This is a genomic window from Mucilaginibacter lacusdianchii (genome assembly GCF_009770985.1).
GTDB lineage: Bacteria > Bacteroidota > Bacteroidia > Sphingobacteriales > Sphingobacteriaceae > Mucilaginibacter > Mucilaginibacter lacusdianchii.
Genome location: NZ_WSRW01000001.1, coordinates 1,406,932 through 1,426,549, shown reverse-complemented (window position 1 = coordinate 1,426,549; position 19,618 = coordinate 1,406,932). Strand labels below are relative to the sequence as shown.

General features: G+C 43.5%; 21 protein-coding genes. 13 read left to right on the top strand and 8 right to left on the bottom strand.

Going from position 1 to position 19,618, the window contains the following annotated elements:
• Positions 1-42: 42 nt before the first annotated feature.
• The 6 genes from GPM24_RS06435 to trmB all read right to left on the bottom strand — a co-directional run bounded on the left by GPM24_RS06435 (position 43) and on the right by trmB (position 3,876).
• The gene (locus GPM24_RS06435; RefSeq protein ID WP_158825891.1) at positions 43-624 is read right to left on the bottom strand and encodes a DNA-3-methyladenine glycosylase I; all 582 of its coding nucleotides are present in this window, start codon (positions 622-624) and stop codon (positions 43-45) included.
• 100 nt (positions 625-724) lie between these two features.
• Positions 725-1,462 (bottom strand): SDR family oxidoreductase, encoded by a 738-nt coding sequence (locus GPM24_RS06430; RefSeq protein ID WP_158825890.1) that lies wholly within the window; start codon positions 1,460-1,462, stop codon positions 725-727.
• Positions 1,463-1,528: 66 nt separating this feature from the next.
• Positions 1,529-2,428, bottom strand: a complete 900-nt coding sequence (locus tag GPM24_RS06425; protein ID WP_158825889.1) for a helix-turn-helix transcriptional regulator — start codon at positions 2,426-2,428, stop codon at positions 1,529-1,531.
• 64 nt (positions 2,429-2,492) lie between these two features.
• Positions 2,493-2,843, bottom strand: a complete 351-nt coding sequence (locus GPM24_RS06420) for a carboxymuconolactone decarboxylase family protein (RefSeq protein WP_158825888.1) — start codon at positions 2,841-2,843, stop codon at positions 2,493-2,495.
• Positions 2,844-2,893: 50 nt separating this feature from the next.
• Positions 2,894-3,223: an MGMT family protein gene (locus GPM24_RS06415; protein ID WP_158825887.1), complete on the bottom strand. Its 330-nt coding sequence runs from the start codon at positions 3,221-3,223 to the stop codon at positions 2,894-2,896.
• Positions 3,224-3,225: 2 nt separating this feature from the next.
• Positions 3,226-3,876, bottom strand: coding sequence for a tRNA (guanosine(46)-N7)-methyltransferase TrmB (gene trmB / locus GPM24_RS06410; RefSeq protein ID WP_158825886.1), 651 nt, complete (start codon positions 3,874-3,876; stop codon positions 3,226-3,228).
• Positions 3,877-4,139: 263 nt separating this feature from the next.
• Between trmB and GPM24_RS06405 the strand changes: the two genes are divergently transcribed.
• The 13 genes from GPM24_RS06405 to GPM24_RS06345 all read left to right on the top strand — a co-directional run bounded on the left by GPM24_RS06405 (position 4,140) and on the right by GPM24_RS06345 (position 15,607).
• Positions 4,140-5,582, top strand: coding sequence for a sigma-54-dependent transcriptional regulator (locus GPM24_RS06405; protein WP_158825885.1), 1,443 nt, complete (start codon positions 4,140-4,142; stop codon positions 5,580-5,582).
• 1 nt (position 5,583) lies between these two features.
• Positions 5,584-5,787 carry a hypothetical protein gene (locus tag GPM24_RS06400; protein ID WP_158825884.1) on the top strand — a complete coding sequence of 68 codons (204 nt, stop codon included), beginning with the start codon at positions 5,584-5,586 and terminating at the stop codon, positions 5,785-5,787.
• Between the two features lie 79 nt (positions 5,788-5,866).
• Positions 5,867-6,913 (top strand): AI-2E family transporter, encoded by a 1,047-nt coding sequence (locus GPM24_RS06395; RefSeq protein ID WP_158825883.1) that lies wholly within the window; start codon positions 5,867-5,869, stop codon positions 6,911-6,913.
• Between the two features lie 84 nt (positions 6,914-6,997).
• A complete protein-coding gene (locus tag GPM24_RS06390; RefSeq protein ID WP_439650747.1) occupies positions 6,998-7,327 on the top strand; it encodes a YtxH domain-containing protein in 330 nt (109 codons plus the stop codon).
• 51 nt (positions 7,328-7,378) lie between these two features.
• Positions 7,379-7,732 (top strand): phage holin family protein, encoded by a 354-nt coding sequence (locus tag GPM24_RS06385; RefSeq protein WP_158825882.1) that lies wholly within the window; start codon positions 7,379-7,381, stop codon positions 7,730-7,732.
• A gap of 2 nt (positions 7,733-7,734) precedes the next feature.
• Complete coding sequence (locus GPM24_RS06380; RefSeq protein ID WP_158825881.1) at positions 7,735-8,169, top strand: hypothetical protein; 435 nt, start codon at positions 7,735-7,737, stop codon at positions 8,167-8,169.
• A 143-nt stretch (positions 8,170-8,312) separates the two neighbouring features.
• Entirely contained in the window at positions 8,313-9,980 is a 1,668-nt protein-coding gene (locus GPM24_RS06375) for a glutamine--tRNA ligase/YqeY domain fusion protein (RefSeq protein WP_158825880.1), read from the top strand.
• Between the two features lie 99 nt (positions 9,981-10,079).
• Complete coding sequence (locus tag GPM24_RS06370) at positions 10,080-11,132, top strand: tetratricopeptide repeat protein (RefSeq protein ID WP_158825879.1); 1,053 nt, start codon at positions 10,080-10,082, stop codon at positions 11,130-11,132.
• A gap of 12 nt (positions 11,133-11,144) precedes the next feature.
• Entirely contained in the window at positions 11,145-11,675 is a 531-nt protein-coding gene (locus tag GPM24_RS06365; RefSeq protein ID WP_158825878.1) for a DUF3267 domain-containing protein, read from the top strand.
• Positions 11,676-11,984: 309 nt separating this feature from the next.
• The gene (locus tag GPM24_RS06360) at positions 11,985-12,848 is read left to right on the top strand and encodes a hypothetical protein (RefSeq protein WP_158825877.1); all 864 of its coding nucleotides are present in this window, start codon (positions 11,985-11,987) and stop codon (positions 12,846-12,848) included.
• Positions 12,849-12,871: 23 nt separating this feature from the next.
• Positions 12,872-13,567 (top strand): hypothetical protein, encoded by a 696-nt coding sequence (locus GPM24_RS06355; protein ID WP_158825876.1) that lies wholly within the window; start codon positions 12,872-12,874, stop codon positions 13,565-13,567.
• A 44-nt stretch (positions 13,568-13,611) separates the two neighbouring features.
• Positions 13,612-14,574 carry a T9SS type B sorting domain-containing protein gene (locus tag GPM24_RS06350; protein ID WP_158825875.1) on the top strand — a complete coding sequence of 321 codons (963 nt, stop codon included), beginning with the start codon at positions 13,612-13,614 and terminating at the stop codon, positions 14,572-14,574.
• A gap of 28 nt (positions 14,575-14,602) precedes the next feature.
• Positions 14,603-15,607, top strand: coding sequence for a PorP/SprF family type IX secretion system membrane protein (locus GPM24_RS06345; protein WP_158825874.1), 1,005 nt, complete (start codon positions 14,603-14,605; stop codon positions 15,605-15,607).
• 7 nt (positions 15,608-15,614) lie between these two features.
• Here GPM24_RS06345 and GPM24_RS06340 read toward each other — a convergent pair whose 3' ends face one another.
• Together GPM24_RS06340 and GPM24_RS06335 are read right to left on the bottom strand one after the other, a co-directional pair.
• Positions 15,615-16,079 (bottom strand): hypothetical protein, encoded by a 465-nt coding sequence (locus GPM24_RS06340; protein WP_158825873.1) that lies wholly within the window; start codon positions 16,077-16,079, stop codon positions 15,615-15,617.
• A gap of 199 nt (positions 16,080-16,278) precedes the next feature.
• Complete coding sequence (locus GPM24_RS06335; protein ID WP_158825872.1) at positions 16,279-19,611, bottom strand: UTP--glucose-1-phosphate uridylyltransferase; 3,333 nt, start codon at positions 19,609-19,611, stop codon at positions 16,279-16,281.
• Positions 19,612-19,618: the final 7 nt, after the last annotated feature.

Genomic DNA, 19,618 nt, shown 5'->3' with positions numbered 1-19,618 from the left:
GAATTCTGTTAATTAGATAAATTCTTCAAAATCCGGTTAAGACTATCTGAAACTACACTCCAAAATATGGTCATTTACCATACCAGTAGCCTGCATAAAAGCATAACAAATAGTGGTGCCAAAAAACTTAAAGCCCCGCTTTTTTAAGTCTTTGCTGATGGCATCGGACACTTCGGTACTTACGGGTATACTACCTGTTTCATTAATGATGCGTTTACCCTGCGGCATAAAGCTGTACAAGTATTTATTAAACGAGCCAAACTGCTGCTGTATGGCTATAAACTTTTGGGCATTGGTTATGGTAGATGTAATTTTAAGCCGGTTACGAATAATACCCTCGTCCTGCATCAAGCGTTCCATATCATCCGGCCCCATGGCAGCTACCGACTGCACATCAAAATTGCAAAATGCTTTACGGTAATTATCGCGGCGGCGCAAAATGGTAATCCAGCTTAAACCGGCCTGGGCCGATTCGAGCACCAGGAATTCAAACAGAATTTTATCATCATGCACTTCGCGGCCCCATTCTTCATCGTGGTATTTGGTGTACAATGGGTCGGTACCGCACCATGAACAGCGGGTTAGGTTGTGAATTGTTGGTTGTGAGTTATGTGATAAAGCCATTCTTATAGATGTATAGAAACGGCAAAATGCTAATATTTTTATCAAAAACAAAAGGCAACCCTTAAAAAGAATTGCCTTTTGTTTAGTATTAAATTAATTCTTACCAAGGGCTCTCATTACCTTCAGCCTGACGATCATGGCTGAAGAATTTACCTGTTGGGCCATCCGGACCTATAACAGCATATTGCGCTACAAAAGCAGCAGAGTCTTCTACCTTTAATGGCCCACTGTGCTGGTTAAAATCGGTAGCGGTATAACCAGGGTCAACTGCATTTACACGGATAGGTGTTTCGCGCAGCTCATGTGCTAATACCACGGTATAAGCATTAAGTGCTGTTTTGGAAGTGCCGTAAGCAGCTGATTTGACATTATAATATGGCCATGACGGATCGCTATGTAAAGTAAGCGAACCTAAGCCCGAGGTTACATTTACAATTACGCCTGCTTCTGATTTACGGATCAGCGGCAAAAAGGCCTGTGTTACCTCAATCACCCCAAAAAAGTTGGTATTGTACACCTCGCGAATTACTGCCACATCAACCGATTCGGCAAGCTGCGGAAAGGCACCGGGGATACCGGCGTTGTTGACAAGAACGTCAAGTTTTCCGTCTTTCTGGTTAATATATTGTTGTGCTGCTGTAATAGATGCTTTGTCGGTTACATCCAGTTGCACAGCTTCTAGTGTGGTTAAGCCATCGGCTTTGAGCTGATCCACAGCTTGCTGACCTCTGTTTAAATCACGACTACCGATGTAAACAAAATATCCTTGTTTGGCTAATATGCGGGCCATTTCAAAGCCAATGCTTTTGTTGGCTCCTGTAATAAGTGCTGTTTTCATATTGTTGAATTGATATACCACAAAAGTAGTGGCTCCTGTGCAATTACAACTGCACTCTTATCGGCATCAATGGTACATTTCGCGGATGGCGTTCCGGTAGGTGATGGGAGTATGTTGTGTGATGCGTTTAAAAAAGCGGTTAAAATATGATGCATCTTCAAATCCCAGCTGAAAAGCAATCTCTTTAATTGAGTGTTCGGTATGAAAAAGTAAGCGCTTGGCTTCTACAATCAGTCGCTCATGAATATGCGCAATGGCCGGCTTGCCGCTTTGCTCTTTCACTAGTTCACTTAAGTGCCCGGCTGAGAGGTTGAGCATATTGGCATAAGCGGCCACCTCATGCAACTGCCTATGCCATTCATCTACTTTAGAAAGAAAATTTTTGAATACCTGCTTCGGTGGTGTTTGTTCTGCAGCAAAGCTTATTTGCTGTTTATGCAAACGGCTCAGATAAATAAGCAATACCTTCATATAGGCCAGCAGCATATTCTGCTGCCAGCTGTTTTTAGCCTCATACTCAGCTAAAATTTTTTCGAGCAAATCCTCTATGTATGCTTGGTCTTGTTCCGTCAGCTCCAGCTCGTGCCCATTATCAAGGCCTTGGATGATGGGTAACTTTTTAAGCGATCCACTATCATCCATCGCCAAAAACTCTTCTGTAAAACTTAGACTGATGCCCGTAAAGGGCTTACTTTCTTCTTTTAAATGTACTTGCTGAGGAACCGTATAATAAAAAGTATTAGGTTTAACAGTATAAGGTGTCATATCAATCCAGTGCCTGCTACTCCCAGCTTTTACAAAAATCATAAAATAATAATTTCTGCGATGCGGCACCAAAAAGTTGTTTTTCTTATACTCAACCACACAGTTGTTCCGGTTGATACGAAACACATTGTTTCCGGTGGCCTCGTCAGGCTCAAACAGATATGTTGGGATAACAGTATTGGTAATGATATAACTGTTCATTTTTATTCAGGTGCGTTTTATTGAAAATATAATTGTTGTACTGAATCACCAACAATCTAATGAGCTACTGACCAGCTTCGTTCATTTCATCCCAGTACTCTACTGCACGGCGATAGTGCGGAATTACAATAGAGCCACCGACCAGATTAGCTATCATAAAAATTTCGTTCATCTCGTCGGAATTTACACCGGCATCATAGCATTTGCCCAGGTGATATTTAATGCAATCATCGCAACGTAGCACCATGCTGGCTACTAGGCCCAGCATTTCTTTGGTTTTCACATCCAGTGCACCTTTGGCGTAACTGGTGGTATCCAAAGCAAAAAAGCGTTTTATATTGGTATTGGCCGATTCCATAATTCTATCGTTCATTTTAGTACGATAGCCGTTGAAATCATCTATTAATTTTCCCATGATTATATGTTATTACTTGATTGAATGATTATGATTCAAAACCGGCTTAGTTAATAATTGAGCTCCTGCGACGGGTTCCAGAATACCGTTTTAAAATCCTGCACTTTATCGCCTATAACGGTTACACCCTCGGCGGCCAGCAATTCCTTGCGGCGCTCAATACCTTCGGTGCCACCAGTTAGTAAGCCCTGACTGTTTACCACGCGCTGATAAGGCACGGGCGGCTGCACGCCATCCAGCATCCCCATAGCGCGGCCCACCTTGCGCGACCAATTGCCCACACCCAAAAATTTGGCTATGGCACCGTATGATGTTACCCGCCCAACAGGTACCTGCCGGGCCACTTCAAACACATGGTCGTAAAAGTGAGCGTCTGTCATAACTAAGCAAACGAAAATTTCAGATAATTGATATTCTTGTTATGCTGCAAGTATTTTTTCTCGTAATAAGTTTTGATATTTAATACATCGTCAGCATACGGTGATTGGTACAGGTTTTCAGTTTTAACATGCAGCTTTAAACCCAGTTCTTCAATCTTTTCTGCGGTATAAGCGTGTAAATCGTCGTTATCTGTTTTCAAGTTTACAAAACCGCCTAATTTTAATAACTGCTTATATTTTTCCAGAAAGCGGGGCGAGGTTAAACGCTTTTTTTCGCGACTGATTTGTGGCTGCGGATCGGGAAAAGTAATCCATATCTCGTCCACTTCACCATCTGCAAAGTAATCTAGCAAGTTTTCTATTTGTATACGCAAAAAGCCCACGTTGGGCACACCTTCTTCAATAGCAGTTTTGGCACCACGCCAAATACGGTTGCCTTTATAATCAATGCCCACAAAATTTTTATCCGGAAACATCTGCGCCAGGTTTACGGTATATTCGCCCTTACCACAAGCCAGTTCCAGCACTACCGGGTTATTGTTCTTAAAAAATTGTGATGCCCATTGCCCTTTGTAAGGCTGGCCGGCCTCCAGTTGCAGTACGTTGCTAAAAGTTGCAATTTCGGCAAAACGCTTTAACTTATCTTTTCCCACTTGTAAAATTTAAAAGCGCAAAAATAGTGTTTCATAATTCCCATATAACCATACAATTGAATTTTTCCTCAACTTAACACGATATGATTATAGTTAACTATTTCCGCAACGTTTAAAATATCATGATGTGCAAAATTTTATTTAATGGATAGGCACAAGTGTGTAAAAAATTACACATTTTTTTACATTTTTGTCTAGCAAGCTATCCTTTTGAAAAACTTATCGTATAAAGCAAAAAACCAATTAAAGTTTAACTGGCATATATGAAAAAAATACTCATTATTGATGATGAAGTGAATACCGCTTTGTTGCTGTCAAAATTTTTGACGCGTAACGGATTTGAGGTAACCACGGCATCAAGTGGGGCGAATGCAACAGAGCAGTTGAAAAACAATGAGTTTAATTTAGTGCTATGCGATTACAGGCTGGAGGATACCGACGGGCGCGAGATGTTGAAAAGCATCAAAGCAAATTACCCTAAAACCGGGGTAATAATCATTACCGGTTATTCGGATATTAAAATGGCGGTAGAACTTATCAAAATGGGCGCTTATGATTATATCACCAAGCCGCTATACCCGGATGAGATCTTAACCACTATCAACAAAGCTATTGAAACTCAAAGCGCGTTGTGGGATTCTGCCGAGCAGGAGGAAAGTGTACCCGTTACAGCATCAGCAGCCAAAAGCGGCAATAAAGAAAATCGCAAGCAAATTTTATCGAACGAGTTTGTGGCCGGTACCAGCAAAGCCTCGCGCGAGTTATTGCGCCAAATTGAATTGGTAGCGCCTACCGGCTATAGCGTAATTATTTTGGGCGAAAGCGGTACGGGTAAAGAATCGGTAGCCAAAAGCATCCACCTGAACAGCCCGCGTCGCGATCAGCCATTTATTGCGATGGACTGTGGCTCGCTAACCAAAGAACTGGCGCAAAGCGAATTTTTTGGTCATGAAAAAGGATCGTTTACCGGTGCTTTATATACCAAGATAGGTCACTTTGAAATGGCCAATGGCGGCACCTTGTTTTTGGACGAAGTGGGCAACCTATCGTATGATATACAGGCAGCTTTATTACGCACCGTTCAGGAACGTAAAGTAAAACGCATAGGCAGCACCAAAGAGATTGACTTGGATGTACGCATTATTGTGGCCACTAACGAAAACCTGCAGGATGGCATTCAACGTGGTCGCTTCCGCGAAGATTTATACCACCGCTTTAATGAATTCAGCATATATATGCCACCATTGCGCGAGCGTGGACACGATATTATGCTGTTGGCGCAGCACTTTTTAAAAACAGCCAACCAGGAGTTGGGCCGCAGTGTAAAAGACTTTTCGCCCGAGGTGGTAGAATGCTTTATGCATTACCGCTGGCAAGGTAATATCCGCGAATTAAAAAATGTGGTACGCCGTGCTACGTTGCTTACCGAAGGCGACGAAATACAAATGAAAGCCTTACCGCTTGAACTACTCGCTTATAGCAGGCAGCCAGTTGTGGCCGAAGCAACAACCGATACTAATACTACACCACAGCCGGTAAAAGAACATCGCCACGACTTAAAAAACGCAGCGCTGGAAGCTGAGTATGACACTATATTAAAAGTATTGCGCGAAGTAAACTTTAACAAAACCAAAGCCGCCGAGATATTAAAAATTGACCGCAAAACGCTGTACAATAAAATGAAGGCAATTAACTTAGGCAAGTAATATGGGCAGCCAGGCTAATGATAATGAACAGGCGCTTCGCCTTTTGAAACATGATGTAAAAAACCAGCTGTCTAACATTCATCTGGCAGTAGAACAATTGCGTTATGAATTGAATAATCCTACTACTGACAGTATTTTTTATATGGATACCATTTCCATGAGTTGTGCTAAAATTAACGACTTGCTAAAAACGTTGGACAAATAATACATTCAAAGAACATTATATTTAAAGCGCCGAACAATTTGGCGCTTTTTTGTTTATAACGTGTAAGCAGCCGTTACCCATGTCTATCTTCAACTATCAGCAGCGTAATAATATTATTCTGGTTAGCATTATTGTGCTAGGCTGTTTTCTAGTTTATGCCCTTAGCGAAATTTTTAGCGCCATACTGGGGTCTATAGTTCTGTATGTGATTTTTAGGCCCATGTACCTGTTCTTGACTGAAAAGCGTCGGTGGAACAGGGGGTTATCAGCCTTGCTGATCATCTTTTTATCGCTGGTGGTTATTGTGATTCCGTTTTTATTGCTCAGTTTTATGATGATTGACAAGATCATCAGCATTAAAAACAACACATCCGGCATCAACATGTGGATGGACAAGATAGACACCTTTACCGGCCGCAACCTAAGTCAGCCTCACTTTGCCGAAGAAACTATGCAAAAGCTCAGCACCTATACGGCTGATTTGTTTCCTTCGCTGCTGGGTAGTGCTGCCAATATCATCCTCACGCTGCTGGTGATGTACTTTATCCTGTATTTTATGTTTGCCCAGTTTCGTGAATTTGAGGCAGGTTTGTTAAAGTACGCCCCATTTAGTGAGCAGCATGCTTTAAAATTTGCTGTAGCTTTAAAAAACGCCACCTATTCAAATGTACTGGGGCAAGGCATCATATCGCTTACCCAAGGCGTGCTGCTGGCCAACGGCTTTTGGATTGTAGGCATACCCGATGCCGTATTTTGGGGTGTAATTGCCACCTTTATTTCTTTTTTACCGGTAGTAGGTGCGCCTACACTTTCTATACCCGCCGGCTTATACCTAATGCTGTTGGGACACAACTGGCAAGGCATCGGCATTATGATTTATGGCTTGCTGTTTATTGGTAACCTTGACCACGTACTGCGGCTTGTTATTAATAAGCGCATAGCCAACACACACCCAATTATTTCTATTATTGGTGTGTTTATTGGTATACCATTATTTGGTATTTTAGGGCTGGTGTTTGGCCCTGTGCTATTATCTTATTTTATACTATTAGTACAGATTTACGAAACCAACCGCAAGGCGGCCGACCGTATAGAACGCATCCGAGCGGGTACAGATAATGCCTAGTTTTTTTATGGCATCTTAAACAAAGCTTTACCTTAGCGGTTAAAATAATATCCTCTATTATACAGTAACATAAATTTGACCATCATGAAAACCAAGGATTTTTCACATTTAATCAAACAAATACCTAGTCTTAAAAGTAGTAACTCGATGAGCGACAGTTCAAAAATTCTGTTGGCTTTGGCGGCAGGTGTAGCTGCAGGCGCTGCGCTGGGTATACTGTTTGCCCCAGATAAAGGTACTGATACACGCGATAAACTGTCAGATTCGTTGAACCACCTGGCCGACAGCATTAAAGAAACTGCTGCCAGCGAGTTGGATAAGCTGAATGGTTTGAAACATAAAGTGGTAGATAATATCAAAACCAAAATAAACGGCGAAGAAGCTGAATATCAGGACGATTTAGAACATGCATAAATAAACATCCCGGTTAGGCTAAACCTTCCGGGATTATACCATAAAGTTCAGATGGAAGAAAAAAAAGAAGAAACACAGCAACCGCCTCAGCAACCTATACTGGAGCAGTTGAAAGAATATGCCGAAACACGCTTTGCCCTGTCAAAGTATAAGGCCATTGAAAAAAGCACCTCGGTAGCCGCCAGTTTGGTTACTGATATTATTGTGGCCATATGCGGCGTGCTGTTCTTTTTGTTTGCCACCTTTACACTGGCCTTGGGTATAGGCTCGGCATTGGGAGCAGCCTGGAAGGGTTTTGGCATAGTAGCCTTATTGTACCTGGTAATTGCTTTGGTTTTTCTGTTTGCCAAAGTCAGCATCCGTAAATTTATTGTTAACCTGCTGATCAGCAAAATATTTAAATAGCCATGGCCGTAACCATAAAAAATGTATTTGACATACAATCAGAAATCATCCGCTTGGAGCGCCTGAAGCAAACACAGGAAATAGAACTGAAAAAGCGTTTCAGCAGCCCTACGGCTATATATCATACCGTGCTGACAATGTTTCCTAAATCAGCCAGCACCGATGGTACTAAAATAAGCCATACCCTGTTTTCGCAAGATATTCTGGGCTTATTGTCTCGTGTTGTGCTGCCTTTTACCTTAAATAAAACCTTATTTAAGCGCTCAAACTTTATTGTTAAAACATTGGTAGGCATCCTGTCGCAAAAGGCATCTAATTATATCAGCGAAGATTCGGTAACTACCGTTTGGGGACGCGTAAAATCTGTTTTTACCAGAAAACCGGGTACAGCCGTTAAACAAGCCACCGTAACGCCGTCAACGCAAAAACTGCCGTAATCTTTTAAGCGGTATTGCTTAAAAGTTGCGCCTTTACATAAAAACCTGTAATATGTGCCTGTTAATAAACTGGCATACAAAAAATAGCCGCTAACCTAAGCGGCTATTTTTTTGTTACTTTTGCGCAACTGAGAGCTACAGACATGAGCGAAGAAAAATCATTAAACTTTATAGAAGAAATTATAGAAGATGACCTTAAAGCCGGTAAGCACAACGGCCGTGTACACACCCGTTTTCCACCCGAGCCGAATGGTTATCTGCACATTGGTCATGCCAAATCTATTTGCCTGAACTTTGGTTTGGCGCAGCGCTACAATGGCAAAACTAATCTGCGTTTTGACGATACCAACCCAGTAACCGAGGATACCGAGTATGTAGAAAGCATTAAGGATGATGTACGCTGGTTAGGTTTTGAATGGGCCAACGAATTGTACGCGTCCGATTATTTTGATGTACTTTACGGCTTTGCCATGAGCTTGGTTAAACAAGGCCTGGCTTACGTAGATGACAGCACAGCCGAAGAAATTGCTGCTCAAAAAGGTACACCAACTGAACCAGGCACCGCCAATCAATATCGCAGCCGCTCTATTGAAGAAAACGTGCAGCTGTTTGAAGATATGAAAGCCGGCAAATACCCGGATGGCGCCAAGGTACTACGTGCTAAGGTTGACATGGCATCCCCCAACATGCACATGCGCGACCCGATTATGTACCGCATTAAGCATGCGCACCATCACCGCACCGGCGATAAATGGTGTATTTATCCGATGTATGATTTTGCCCATGGCCAGTCAGACGCTATTGAAGAAATCACACATTCTATCTGTACGCTGGAATTTATACCTCATCGCCCACTGTACGAGTGGTTTATTGATAAACTGGAAATTTTCCCATCGCGCCAGTATGAAATGGCCCGTTTAAACCTTACGTATACCGTGATGAGCAAGCGCAAGTTGCTGCAACTGGTAAACGAAGGACATGTGGATGGCTGGGATGATCCGCGTATGCCTACCATCAGCGGACTGCGCCGCCGTGGCTATACTGCTGCCTCGGTACGCGAGTTTTGCGACCGCATTGGTGTAGCCAAACGCGAAAACCTGATTGACGTAGGTTTACTAGAATTTTGTATCCGCGAGGATTTAAATAAAACCGCATGGCGCCGTATGGCTGTGCTTGATCCGGTAAAGCTGGTGATTACCAATTACCCGGAAGGGCAGGAAGACATATTGCACGGCGAAAACAACCCCGAAGTAGAAGGCGGCGAAGGCGGCCGTGATATTCCATTCAGCCGCGAGCTATACATCGAGCGTGAAGATTTTATGGAAGTACCGCCTAAAAAGTTCTTCCGTTTAGGTCCGGGGTTGATGGTTCGTTTAAAACATGCTTACATCATCAAGTGTGAGGATTTTGTAAAAGATGCCGATGGCAATGTAACCGAAATACATTGCTCTTACATCCCTGAATCTAAATCGGGACAAGATAGCAGCGGTATCAATGTAAAAGGCACTATTCACTGGGTAAGCGTACCACATGCCAAAACTGCCGAGGTACGATTGTATGACCGTTTGTTTAAGTCAGAAAACCCGGCCGCCGAAGAAGGCGACTTTAAGGACGACCTGAACCCGAACAGCCTGCAAGTAATTACCGCTTTTGTAGAGCCCGATTTAGCTGAAGCTATACCAGGTAAAGGCTACCAATTTTTACGTAAGGGATACTTTACGCTTGATAAATATTCAGCAACCGACAAACTGGTATTTAACCGCACGGTAACTTTAAAAGATGCCTGGGCTAAAGAAGTAAAAAAGGGATAAATCGTTGCCTGATTATAAACAAAAAAGCTGCCTCATTTTAGAGGCAGCTTTTTTGTTTATAATCAGTTTTACCAGTATCTTAGGCTGCCTTATCACAATATGGAACAAAGTTCACAAATTACTCAGGAAAGTGTTGATACTACACCTGTTGTCTGCCTTAAATGCGGCAGTACGCAAATTTTAGAAGGATATGCTAACCCTTTATGTGCCGATTGTCGCACAGCGCTTATTAAATACCGTGTTCCGGCAGGAATAAAATTATTTGCCGCAGGCATTTTAGGATTGCTTGTACTTGCACTAGCATTATCAGCCAACGACTTTAAACTGGCCTTTGCACTTGCCCGGGCCGAAAAAGCTGAAACTGCAAAAAAACACCTCACAGCACAGCGTGAGTTGGAAAAAGTTCAATCGGCAGTACCTAATAATACAGAAGTTGCTGCCCGTTTAATGATTGCTGCTTTTTACAATGGAGATTTAAACACCTACGGCCAACTGCTGGATAAGATGACTGGCAAAAATCTGGATAATGAATATTTGTTAAAGCAGGTTAATGATTTAACTAACGAAGTAGAAGCATATTATCCCTCCCAAGCTTTTACTAAAGCAATGGCTCCTTACGAGAAATCACCTAATGGGGTTCCCGACAGTACGTACCGCAATTTTATTATCCGGCAGCCCGGTGATGTATATGCCCGTGTGGCTTATGCATCGGAATGTGTTGACAAAGAAAACAACGCCCGGGCCGACAGCATACTTAAAGATGCACTAGCCATATCGCCTACTCATATCACTGCGCTGCTGCTAAGAAGTATTACCTTAAGAGAACTGAATCAACTGGATGCGTCGATACGTGCATGTGATGGTGTACTGGCGCAAAATAAAGAACTGGTAATGGCATTATCGTCAAAATCACGTACGTTGCTCAAAAAAGGAGAACATAACGTTGGATTAAATTTAGCCTTACAAGCCGAAGCATTAGATACCAACTCGCCATACAATAAGGCTACTTTGGCAATTGCCTATCACTTAAATAAAAATTTTAAATCTCGCGATGCTATATTGAAAATGTCTGAGTCTGACTCTACACTTGTCCCAGGCATGGCCTATGCAAAAGACGTTATCAGCGGAAAAATCAAATTCGGTAAACCTTAATCTATTCATTCTATGTTTATTCCTGGCTTTTTAATTACATGGGCAACTTTTCCGGGTGTGATTGTTCATGAACTGGCTCATCAGCTTTTTTGCCGGTTATATAAAGTACCGGTTTTTAATGTGGTATATTTTAGACTGGGTAACCCAGCAGGCTATGTATTACATGAAAAAGCAGAAAGTAAATGGCAAAATATGATGATTAGTATTGGACCATTTATAGTAAACACTATTCTTGGTGCACTTATTGCCTTACCGGCAGCCATACCTGTGTTTAAATTAGACAATGCCAATCTACTCGATTTTATATTGATTTACCTGGGTGTATCCATTGCCATGCACGCCTTTCCAAGTACTGGCGACGCACAATCAATCTGGCACGATTTAAAAAATGAAGACACTCCATTAGCGGTCAAAATTGCGGGCTACCCTATAATAGGCCTTATATATGCAGGTGCTTTAGGCAGCTTTTTTTGGCTTGATTTAGCTTATGGCGTAGCCGTTGCTGTTGGGCTTCCTAATCTTATTGTGAACCTGCTTGCTTAACAGCATACTGAATCATCAAAGAGCCGCCTCAACAAGGCGGCTCTTTTGTTTAATATCGTGTATTTTAGCTGCCAATTAAGTATTTATTATATGGTAGCAGCATAGTTTTACTCCTTATTACATTTATTTCTACCATTATCTAATTATCTATTATTCAATAGAATTTATACTAAAAGGCAACCTAAAAAGCTTTTTTCCGTAAAAAAGCACGTTTCAACTTCTTTTCACGCCCAACCATTACATAGAAGAGGAAAAGTTTAGGTTTCAATGATTTATAGTATACGGCTATTATATTTCCGGATTAGCTTTTTGATGATTTGCAGCCTGGTATGTGCTTGGTTTATCCATGTCCATGGCAGCGAGCATAAAAAGCAAAATGCATTTGTTGGCAAAGGTGCAAGCAGCTCTTTTGCCTTCTATCCGACGTTATGCAGCACAACTACTTATATTGACCAATGTGCCACCAGTGCAACATTAAATGCAGAAGCAGGTCAGTCTAACTATACCTGGAATACCGGCGCTACCACCCAATCTATTATTGTAAATGCATCGGGCACTTATTGGTGGGAAACCATCGACTTAAATAATAACAAAGTAACTAACGGTAACTTTTCGGACGGTAATACCAGTTTTACCAGCCAGTATACTTATGCAACTCCAAGTAGTGGGGCACTTTACCCCGAAGCTACATACACTGTTACGACCAACCCGCGCAACGTTCATCCCAACTTTGCAACTTTTAGAGATCATACCGGTAACCGTAACGGCAATATGATGGTGGTAAACGGTGCACCTACTGCCGGCGTTACCATCTGGCAACAATCCATTGATGTTCAGCCCAATACTGACTATATTTTTTCAGTATGGTTTACATCAGTTTATCCAACCAATCCAGGGAAACTTAATTTTTCAATTAACAACTCACCTTTAGGAGACCCTATTGAACTGACAACCATACCAGCAAGCTTGGATAGAGCTGACTGGAAAAATTTTACCGTTCGCTGGAATTCTGGCACCAGCATTAGCGCCGTTATAGGTATAGTCAATCAAAACACGGCTGCTGACGGTAACGATTTTGCGCTGGACGACATTGTATTCGCTCCGGTTTGTCGCAATTATTTCAATGTCACTTTAAGATCAAACCCAGCTAAACCCACTATAATCCCTTTATAAATAAAATATACAACACTATAAATATGAAGCTAAAATTTACCCTGATTAAACTTGCTTTCTTCTTTTTGTTTGCTGCCTTTTCGGTAGCGGCATTTGCACAAGCACAATCACTGCCCGGACCGAGCGACGCTACAACAGCGCCGCCAACATCTGCAGGCAGCGTAGCTAAAGTATTATGCGCTACAAACACCATCTCTTTAAAAAGCGGACAAACTGTAAATCCAAACTATACTTACCAATGGTTTAAAACAAACACATCGGGAACAAGAATACTGGTAAAAGAAACCGTTGGTAATGATACTTATACCGAAACACCAAGCGGTGATGGCTACTACACCTATCAGTTAGTAGTGCTTAACGGAAACGGCTGTCCGTCTCCTGCATCCAATGATATTAAATTGTATGTATTGCCACCATTGAACCCAACTATAGCTGGTGCTGGTGTTGTCTGTGAGCAAAACAAAACATCAACCGACTTAACTATAACTGGATTAGACTCAAGATTCACTTATACTTATCAGTGGACCAGAAACAATACCGCAATTACTGCTGCCAATGGCGGAACTGCTAATCATTATGTGGTAAAAGAATCTGCATCTGGTACAGTTACTTATGGCGTAACAGTTAATTACGTTCTTAACAATAGCTGTTCTGGTTCTGCAACCAAAACAATTACTGTTGATACGCTTCCGGCTCAGCCAACTATCGTAGTCAATTAAATCCTGATACAGCTTTAACAAAGCTAAAGGAGGTTTGCTGATTGGTGCGAAAGGATAGTACATATCGCTATTGCCTGTTACTGCTTGCAGCAGTAACAGGCTTTACTCTGCTTTTTAATACTGCAGCAGGGCAAAGCAAGGTATTGACTATTGCGCCGGGCGAATCTAAAAAAGTGACTTTAGCGCCAACATCAATCACCGTTGCGGCATACCAATGGTTCAGGAATGGGGTAGCTATTCCAGGCGCATTTACAAGCAGTTACACCATTACTCAGCCGGGAACTTATACGGTTGTTGCTTATAACCAAGAAAGTTGCGCGTCGCCCGTATCAGAAGCTATAGTGGTTAGGGAAATTGACAAACGAGTGGATTTAGCCGTGGTTAAAAAATCGGAAACACGGCCAATACGCTCGGGTGAGCCGTTCGAGTATACGCTTACTGTAAACAATAAAGGACCGGCACTGGCCACCGATGTGCAATTGAAAGATGCTTTGCCCGATGGCTTGGAATACATCAAAGTAAACGCCGCTACTACCGGTATAGTAGATTATGATGCTACTGCCCGTGTGCTTACCTGGCGTATAGGTAGCATTGATTTGGGCGAAGAAGTAGAATTGCGCTTGCTGGTTAAGGCGCCTTTAAACGGAACAGTCATCAACTCAGCTTCGGTAAAATCGGCCGAAGAGGATGCTAACCCGGCCAATAACCAGTCGTCGGACACGAAAAGCATTTTAGGACTAGACATTCCGAACGTGTTTACCCCGAACGGCGATGGCAAAAATGAAACTTTTGAAATACCGGAGTTAAGCAGCTTCACAGAAAATGAAATCATTATTGTTAACCGTTGGGGCAATAGTGTATACGAGAAAAAGAATTACCGCAATGAGTGGACTGGCGAGGGCCTGAACGAGGGCACCTACTTTTATGTGCTGAAGGTAAAAACCAGCCGCGGCAACTGGGAAGTGTACAAAGGCTACGTTACCCTGTTGCGCAATAAGCAAGAGTAAAAGTGTAAAAGATATAAGTGTGTACAAGATGAAACTAAATAAATACATCGCCCCAAAAGCCTTATGGCTGATGCTGTTTTGCATGGGAATATGCCGGGCGGTACATGCCCAGCAGGATGCACAGTTTAGCCAGTACATGTTCAATGGCTTATACATTAACCCGGCGTTTGCCGGCTACAAGCAGGATGTTTACGTGAATGCTTTTTACCGCTCGCAATGGACCGGCTTAGAAGGCGCACCGCAAACTTTTTCGCTGGCTGCAGATGGCGCCGTTAACGATGCTAAAGTAGGTTTAGGCTTGTTGCTTACGCAAGACCGGATAGGCGCGCAAAGCAGCTTTGCCGGCTACGCCAACTATGCTTATCGCCTGCAAATTGGGTATGATGAGGATAGTCGGTTATCTTTCGGCATTGGTGCCGGTTTTGTACAAAACGGGTTGGACGGCTCTAAGCTGCATGCAGTGCAGGCCGATGACAATTACATACCCACAGGCAATCAAAGCGTAATTTTGCCCGATGCACGGTTAGGCATTTTATATACCAACAAGCGCTTTTTTGCAGGTGTTTCTATAGATAATGTACTTTCGCGGGTAGCCAACGGGGTAAAAGACAAGTCGATTATGACACCTGTGCCTGTACCCCATTTTTACCTGACGGGCGGAACTATATTTGATGTAAATGAGCAGACCAAAGTACGCCCTTCTTTTATGATAAAAGACGACTTTAAAGGACCTACCAGCTTAGACATTAACCTGTTTACTTTATTGGGCGAACGTATATGGATTGGCGGCACTTACCGCACAGCAGTTACTTTGTACAATAAGCCCAAGCTGCAAAACGGCCTGCAAAAATCGAACGCGCTGATTGGCGTAGTAGAAGTATTTGCTACTGATCGCCTGCGTGTAGGTTATGCTTTTGACTACTCACTTACACCGCTGCAAAATTACAGCTATGGCTCGCACGAGTTATCCATTGGTATTTACCTACACTCCGGTAACCGCGAGCCATCATACAGCAAGTGCTATTTTAACTAATGCGCCCTTACAAAATCTTTTTACAAGTAGCCACTAAACCGGATTGATCGTAAATTAACAGATCGCCGGTTTTTTTGTCTACTTTATAATATTCGTTTGCATTGGCCTTACTCATATACATGTCGCCTGTTTTTTTCAGCGCGGTAGCGGTGGCCGATATAGGCGGAATATCATTAACGGTAATTGAGGTACCGGTAAAGGTGATTACCTGAATAAATATCTGTTTGTCTTTGTTGCTTACAATCTCGTAAGCCACATTTTGCCCGTCGGGCGATTTAATGGCCTCATCATACCAAACGCCCAGCAGGTGGCCCGTTTCGGATGATGTTGGTGCCGACTGGGCAACTGGCGCCGCTGCCGGAGCAGTTGTTGAATCGGCCTTATGCTGCTCTTGTTTGGTAGACGACTGATTGCAGGCAGTTGTTGATGCTAAAGCGGCTAAGCCCAATATGGTAATTGCTTTTATATGCATATTTAAATTTTTAAGTTGCATAGCGTAAGCTACACGCCTGCAAAACTACTTAAAAGCATAGCAACCCTGCTGCTTAATTTTATTAAAGCCAACTTGCTCAATAGCTATTGCCCTAATTTATCTGCAATCATCTATTTGTACCTGAGCAAAAAAAGGCCTTTAGTTGTGCAACTAAAGGCCTTTTCTAAATAACTAGTACTTATTCAAACACGCATAGCGAGGCTACATAATCCTTGCTCCCATCAGTAACCCACGAGTCTAACTGTGCAGGGTCTTTCATCTGCTGGCCGCGCAAGCGCGGAACTACCAGGTAGCCGCACTTTAGGTCGGTAAGGGCGGTCATATCTGTCCACAGCTTTTCAATCTGTGCTACCGGGTAAATGTCCTCTTGGGCATGCCCCCAGCGGTACTTTACATCTTTAATGGTAACATAAGTAGGTATGCGGTGCGCTACGCTGCGTACAGCCTTGGCCAGTTGCGCTTCGTCGCCTTTCATCAAATCGTCACGGGTTAAGCCAAACAATTGCAACAACGGATCTATCTGTATCCAGGTGGTGTTGGAGTTGTAATAGCTCAGATTCAGCTCATCCTCCTCACGTGGCTGAGCCAACCCTTCCAACAAGCGTAATTGATGGTTGATTTTAGCTAAACCGCCGCCACGATCTTCAATATGACGGGGTATCACCTCAAAAGTTAACACGTTGCCCGATTGCAGGTGATAACTTAATGCGGCAGCATCTACGTCGGCACCCAAAGTGTCAATATTATGCAGCATCAGCGTTTCTACCTGCGGATGCTCTTGCAACAACTTAGCCAACGTACCATTTCGCAACAGGTTAGATACTTCGTACCAATGGCCCAGCGGCGAAAAGCGTTGCGAGGCTACGTTATCTACATAATCGCTGCCCTCGCCTTTGCTTTTGGCCCAGCTTATCATGCTTTGTCTTACGGCATCACGTACTTTCTGCTTGTTTTCATCCAAAGTTTCCTGCGGCATATCCTCCCACAAGAAGCGCAAATCGCGCTCCATTGGCACAAAACGCTGACCTATTGAACGGCCCGGCGATAGATAAACCGGTCCGGCATAATGAAAATTACCGGTTTGCTGCAGCTTTAAATCAATAGGTGCATGCGTAAGGTAACTGGTAGCCACCACATGCGGAATTACTGCCTGATACTTGTCTGCCGTTTTTTTGGTTTTAGCCAGATGTATCTCTAAAAAGCTGCGATGCACACCAGCTATTTCTACAAACGGGTTGATCGCTTTGATAACACCGGCACCTTTAGTCCACCTACTGCCCACACCGGCGGCTAAACTCATTACCGCCACAGTACCATTTTTGATAGCGGCTGCACCTGTATCAATAGCCTGAACCTGTTCTATATCTGCAATTTCCCCCGGATCCACATCTTCAATCAGTGTTTCGGCAGGCAGGCGGTTGCGCGATAAGCCAATACGACCTTTCTGTATCTCGGCACGAATTTCTTCATGCTGAATATAATCGAAGCCGTTATCCTTCTTAATCTGATCGGCTTTGCGGTTTTCGTCCGACTGGTTGCCTTGGCTCGACGGATCCGAAACCTTAAACAAATTGCTCACTATAGTGCGGAGCAGCGGATAAGCCATGTTGCTTTGCTCGCAATGCGTGGTAAAAAAGTCTATCTCGGCACGGCGTATGTAAGGTACCGTAGCAGGGTCTTTTTTCACCAGCTCAGATACATGGATGCCATAATATTGCTCCGGCATCAGCGCCTCATTGCCTTCATGCAAAGTACTCCAGCTACCTTTGTGATTGATGCTCCAGTTATACACCACCGGGTTCATAGCAAATGGCATATATGCCGATAGCTCCTGGCGGGTTTCGCTCAATATCTCAAGCATTTTAGCTTTGGAAGCTTCATATTTTTCAGGATCAACAAACATACCCATACCACCGCCCGACATACCGCCCAGCATCAGGAAACCGTAATAATCGGCCCCAAATGCTTTTTTTGCTTTAGCGATAATCTGCTCGGTAAAGTAGGTTGATGCCCACGGAATGATGGTTTTTATGGGACCAAAGAAGTTAGTTTCGGTGTTCTGCGCCAGCTTTTTAACATCACCTTCTTGGATAGCACCCAGAATGTTGTCAAAAATTTGGTTGGTTTGCTGGCGGGCTACCCATTCCTTTTCAGACCGGAGCAGGTACTTTTCGGTCACCATTTCCAGGATTGGACCTACGTTGGATGCCATACCGCCGTGCATCAGTACCAGTGAATTCATTAAGCGATTGTAAAACTCGGGATGAACTTTGTCGCCGGTCAATATCTCGTGTTTAGGCAACAAAGAGCCCTTGCTGGTGCCAAACTCAGGGTCGCCTTCTTGCGCAAAAGCACCACGGATGGCCTTTATACCGGGCCACACACCGCCCGAATCCTGCCAGCCGCCGCCCGAGCCGCCAATCCACTCGCCTAATATGGCACGCGAGGCAATTAAACGGCGTTCATTCTCTTCCAGTCCGCCTTCCAAAGTGTGGGTTTGCCCGGTGGCCCGCATCAGCAAACTGATGATTGAGCCCAGCAGGTTGGTAGATACCGCAAAGCGCGAGCCTTTGGGGATATCATTTACCCTTGTCACCAATTCTATCCCCATACCCGGCCCGGCAATGCCGGCCAGTATTTTTACCAGCGATTGATTGGTGCCTTCAAATGATGGCGGGATTAAGCCAGAAGCAATAATGCCGGCTTTTACCAAACTCAGGTAATCGTTACCAAAGTTAAATAGGTCATCTAGGTCGGTAATATCTTTAGTGGTATTCAGATCGATACTGGTTACACGCAGCACCGGTTCTGGTATCACGCGCACATAGCTATGCAATGGCGGACGAATGTCTTTATCGCGCCCAAACACGCCTAAATCAATAGATACGTTTACTACCCGTGCACCGTCGGGATAATCCATCCCCAAAAAGAATATATCCGACCAACCACTGTGCGTTAAATCCATCCGCACCGAAGTTTGCTCATGCAGTATGGGGTAAAACAATGAACCCTCGCGGCGTTGCAGCAACTTTGGATGTATTTTAATAGGATGCTGCTCCTGGTTACCCGACCGGAACATCCACTGGTTGCCTTTGCTGGAACGCACGCTTTTACGTACCTGATTGGCCAGTATTTGGAACGATAGCTGGTGATAGCTCTCGGCTAAAGCGCTGAACAATGTGGCGTTTGGCCCATTCAGCCGTATCTCTTCATAAAAAGCATGTATGGCCTGCTCAAAACGCCGGGCCAGTAAATCTTCAAAACCGGCGTAAGGCACCTTTCCGGTTTCAGGCATTTCTTTGGCCGATGACAGGAAAAAGCGGAACCCGGCATATAAAAACAGGATAGCCCTTACTTTATCGTAAAGGTTAGGTGTATTTTTCCGGAACTCTTCCAATTCGCGCAAGGCATTCAGAAGTTCTTTGGAAGACATATGCCGGCTAAGCTCAAAAAAGGAGCGATCGCGTTTTTGCGACTCGGCAGATGTTATCGTTTCAATAAATATGTTCATCAGAAAA

What these genes read in the sequence shown, in the direction of transcription:
- GPM24_RS06435 (WP_158825891.1), bottom strand. Translation starts at nt 624, where the DNA reads ATGGCTTTATCACATAACTCACAACCAACAATTCACAACCTAACCCGC.
- GPM24_RS06430 (WP_158825890.1), bottom strand. Translation starts at nt 1,462, where the DNA reads ATGAAAACAGCACTTATTACAGGAGCCAACAAAAGCATTGGCTTTGAA.
- GPM24_RS06425 (WP_158825889.1), bottom strand. Translation starts at nt 2,428, where the DNA reads ATGAACAGTTATATCATTACCAATACTGTTATCCCAACATATCTGTTT.
- GPM24_RS06420 (WP_158825888.1), bottom strand. Translation starts at nt 2,843, where the DNA reads ATGGGAAAATTAATAGATGATTTCAACGGCTATCGTACTAAAATGAAC.
- GPM24_RS06415 (WP_158825887.1), bottom strand. Translation starts at nt 3,223, where the DNA reads ATGACAGACGCTCACTTTTACGACCATGTGTTTGAAGTGGCCCGGCAG.
- GPM24_RS06405 (WP_158825885.1), top strand. Translation starts at nt 4,140, where the DNA reads ATGAAAAAAATACTCATTATTGATGATGAAGTGAATACCGCTTTGTTG.
- GPM24_RS06400 (WP_158825884.1), top strand. Translation starts at nt 5,584, where the DNA reads ATGGGCAGCCAGGCTAATGATAATGAACAGGCGCTTCGCCTTTTGAAA.
- GPM24_RS06395 (WP_158825883.1), top strand. Translation starts at nt 5,867, where the DNA reads ATGTCTATCTTCAACTATCAGCAGCGTAATAATATTATTCTGGTTAGC.
- GPM24_RS06390 (WP_439650747.1), top strand. Translation starts at nt 6,998, where the DNA reads ATGAAAACCAAGGATTTTTCACATTTAATCAAACAAATACCTAGTCTT.
- GPM24_RS06385 (WP_158825882.1), top strand. Translation starts at nt 7,379, where the DNA reads ATGGAAGAAAAAAAAGAAGAAACACAGCAACCGCCTCAGCAACCTATA.
- GPM24_RS06380 (WP_158825881.1), top strand. Translation starts at nt 7,735, where the DNA reads ATGGCCGTAACCATAAAAAATGTATTTGACATACAATCAGAAATCATC.
- GPM24_RS06375 (WP_158825880.1), top strand. Translation starts at nt 8,313, where the DNA reads ATGAGCGAAGAAAAATCATTAAACTTTATAGAAGAAATTATAGAAGAT.
- GPM24_RS06370 (WP_158825879.1), top strand. Translation starts at nt 10,080, where the DNA reads ATGGAACAAAGTTCACAAATTACTCAGGAAAGTGTTGATACTACACCT.
- GPM24_RS06365 (WP_158825878.1), top strand. Translation starts at nt 11,145, where the DNA reads ATGTTTATTCCTGGCTTTTTAATTACATGGGCAACTTTTCCGGGTGTG.
- GPM24_RS06355 (WP_158825876.1), top strand. Translation starts at nt 12,872, where the DNA reads ATGAAGCTAAAATTTACCCTGATTAAACTTGCTTTCTTCTTTTTGTTT.
- GPM24_RS06345 (WP_158825874.1), top strand. Translation starts at nt 14,603, where the DNA reads ATGAAACTAAATAAATACATCGCCCCAAAAGCCTTATGGCTGATGCTG.
- GPM24_RS06340 (WP_158825873.1), bottom strand. Translation starts at nt 16,079, where the DNA reads ATGCATATAAAAGCAATTACCATATTGGGCTTAGCCGCTTTAGCATCA.
- GPM24_RS06335 (WP_158825872.1), bottom strand. Translation starts at nt 19,611, where the DNA reads ATGAACATATTTATTGAAACGATAACATCTGCCGAGTCGCAAAAACGC.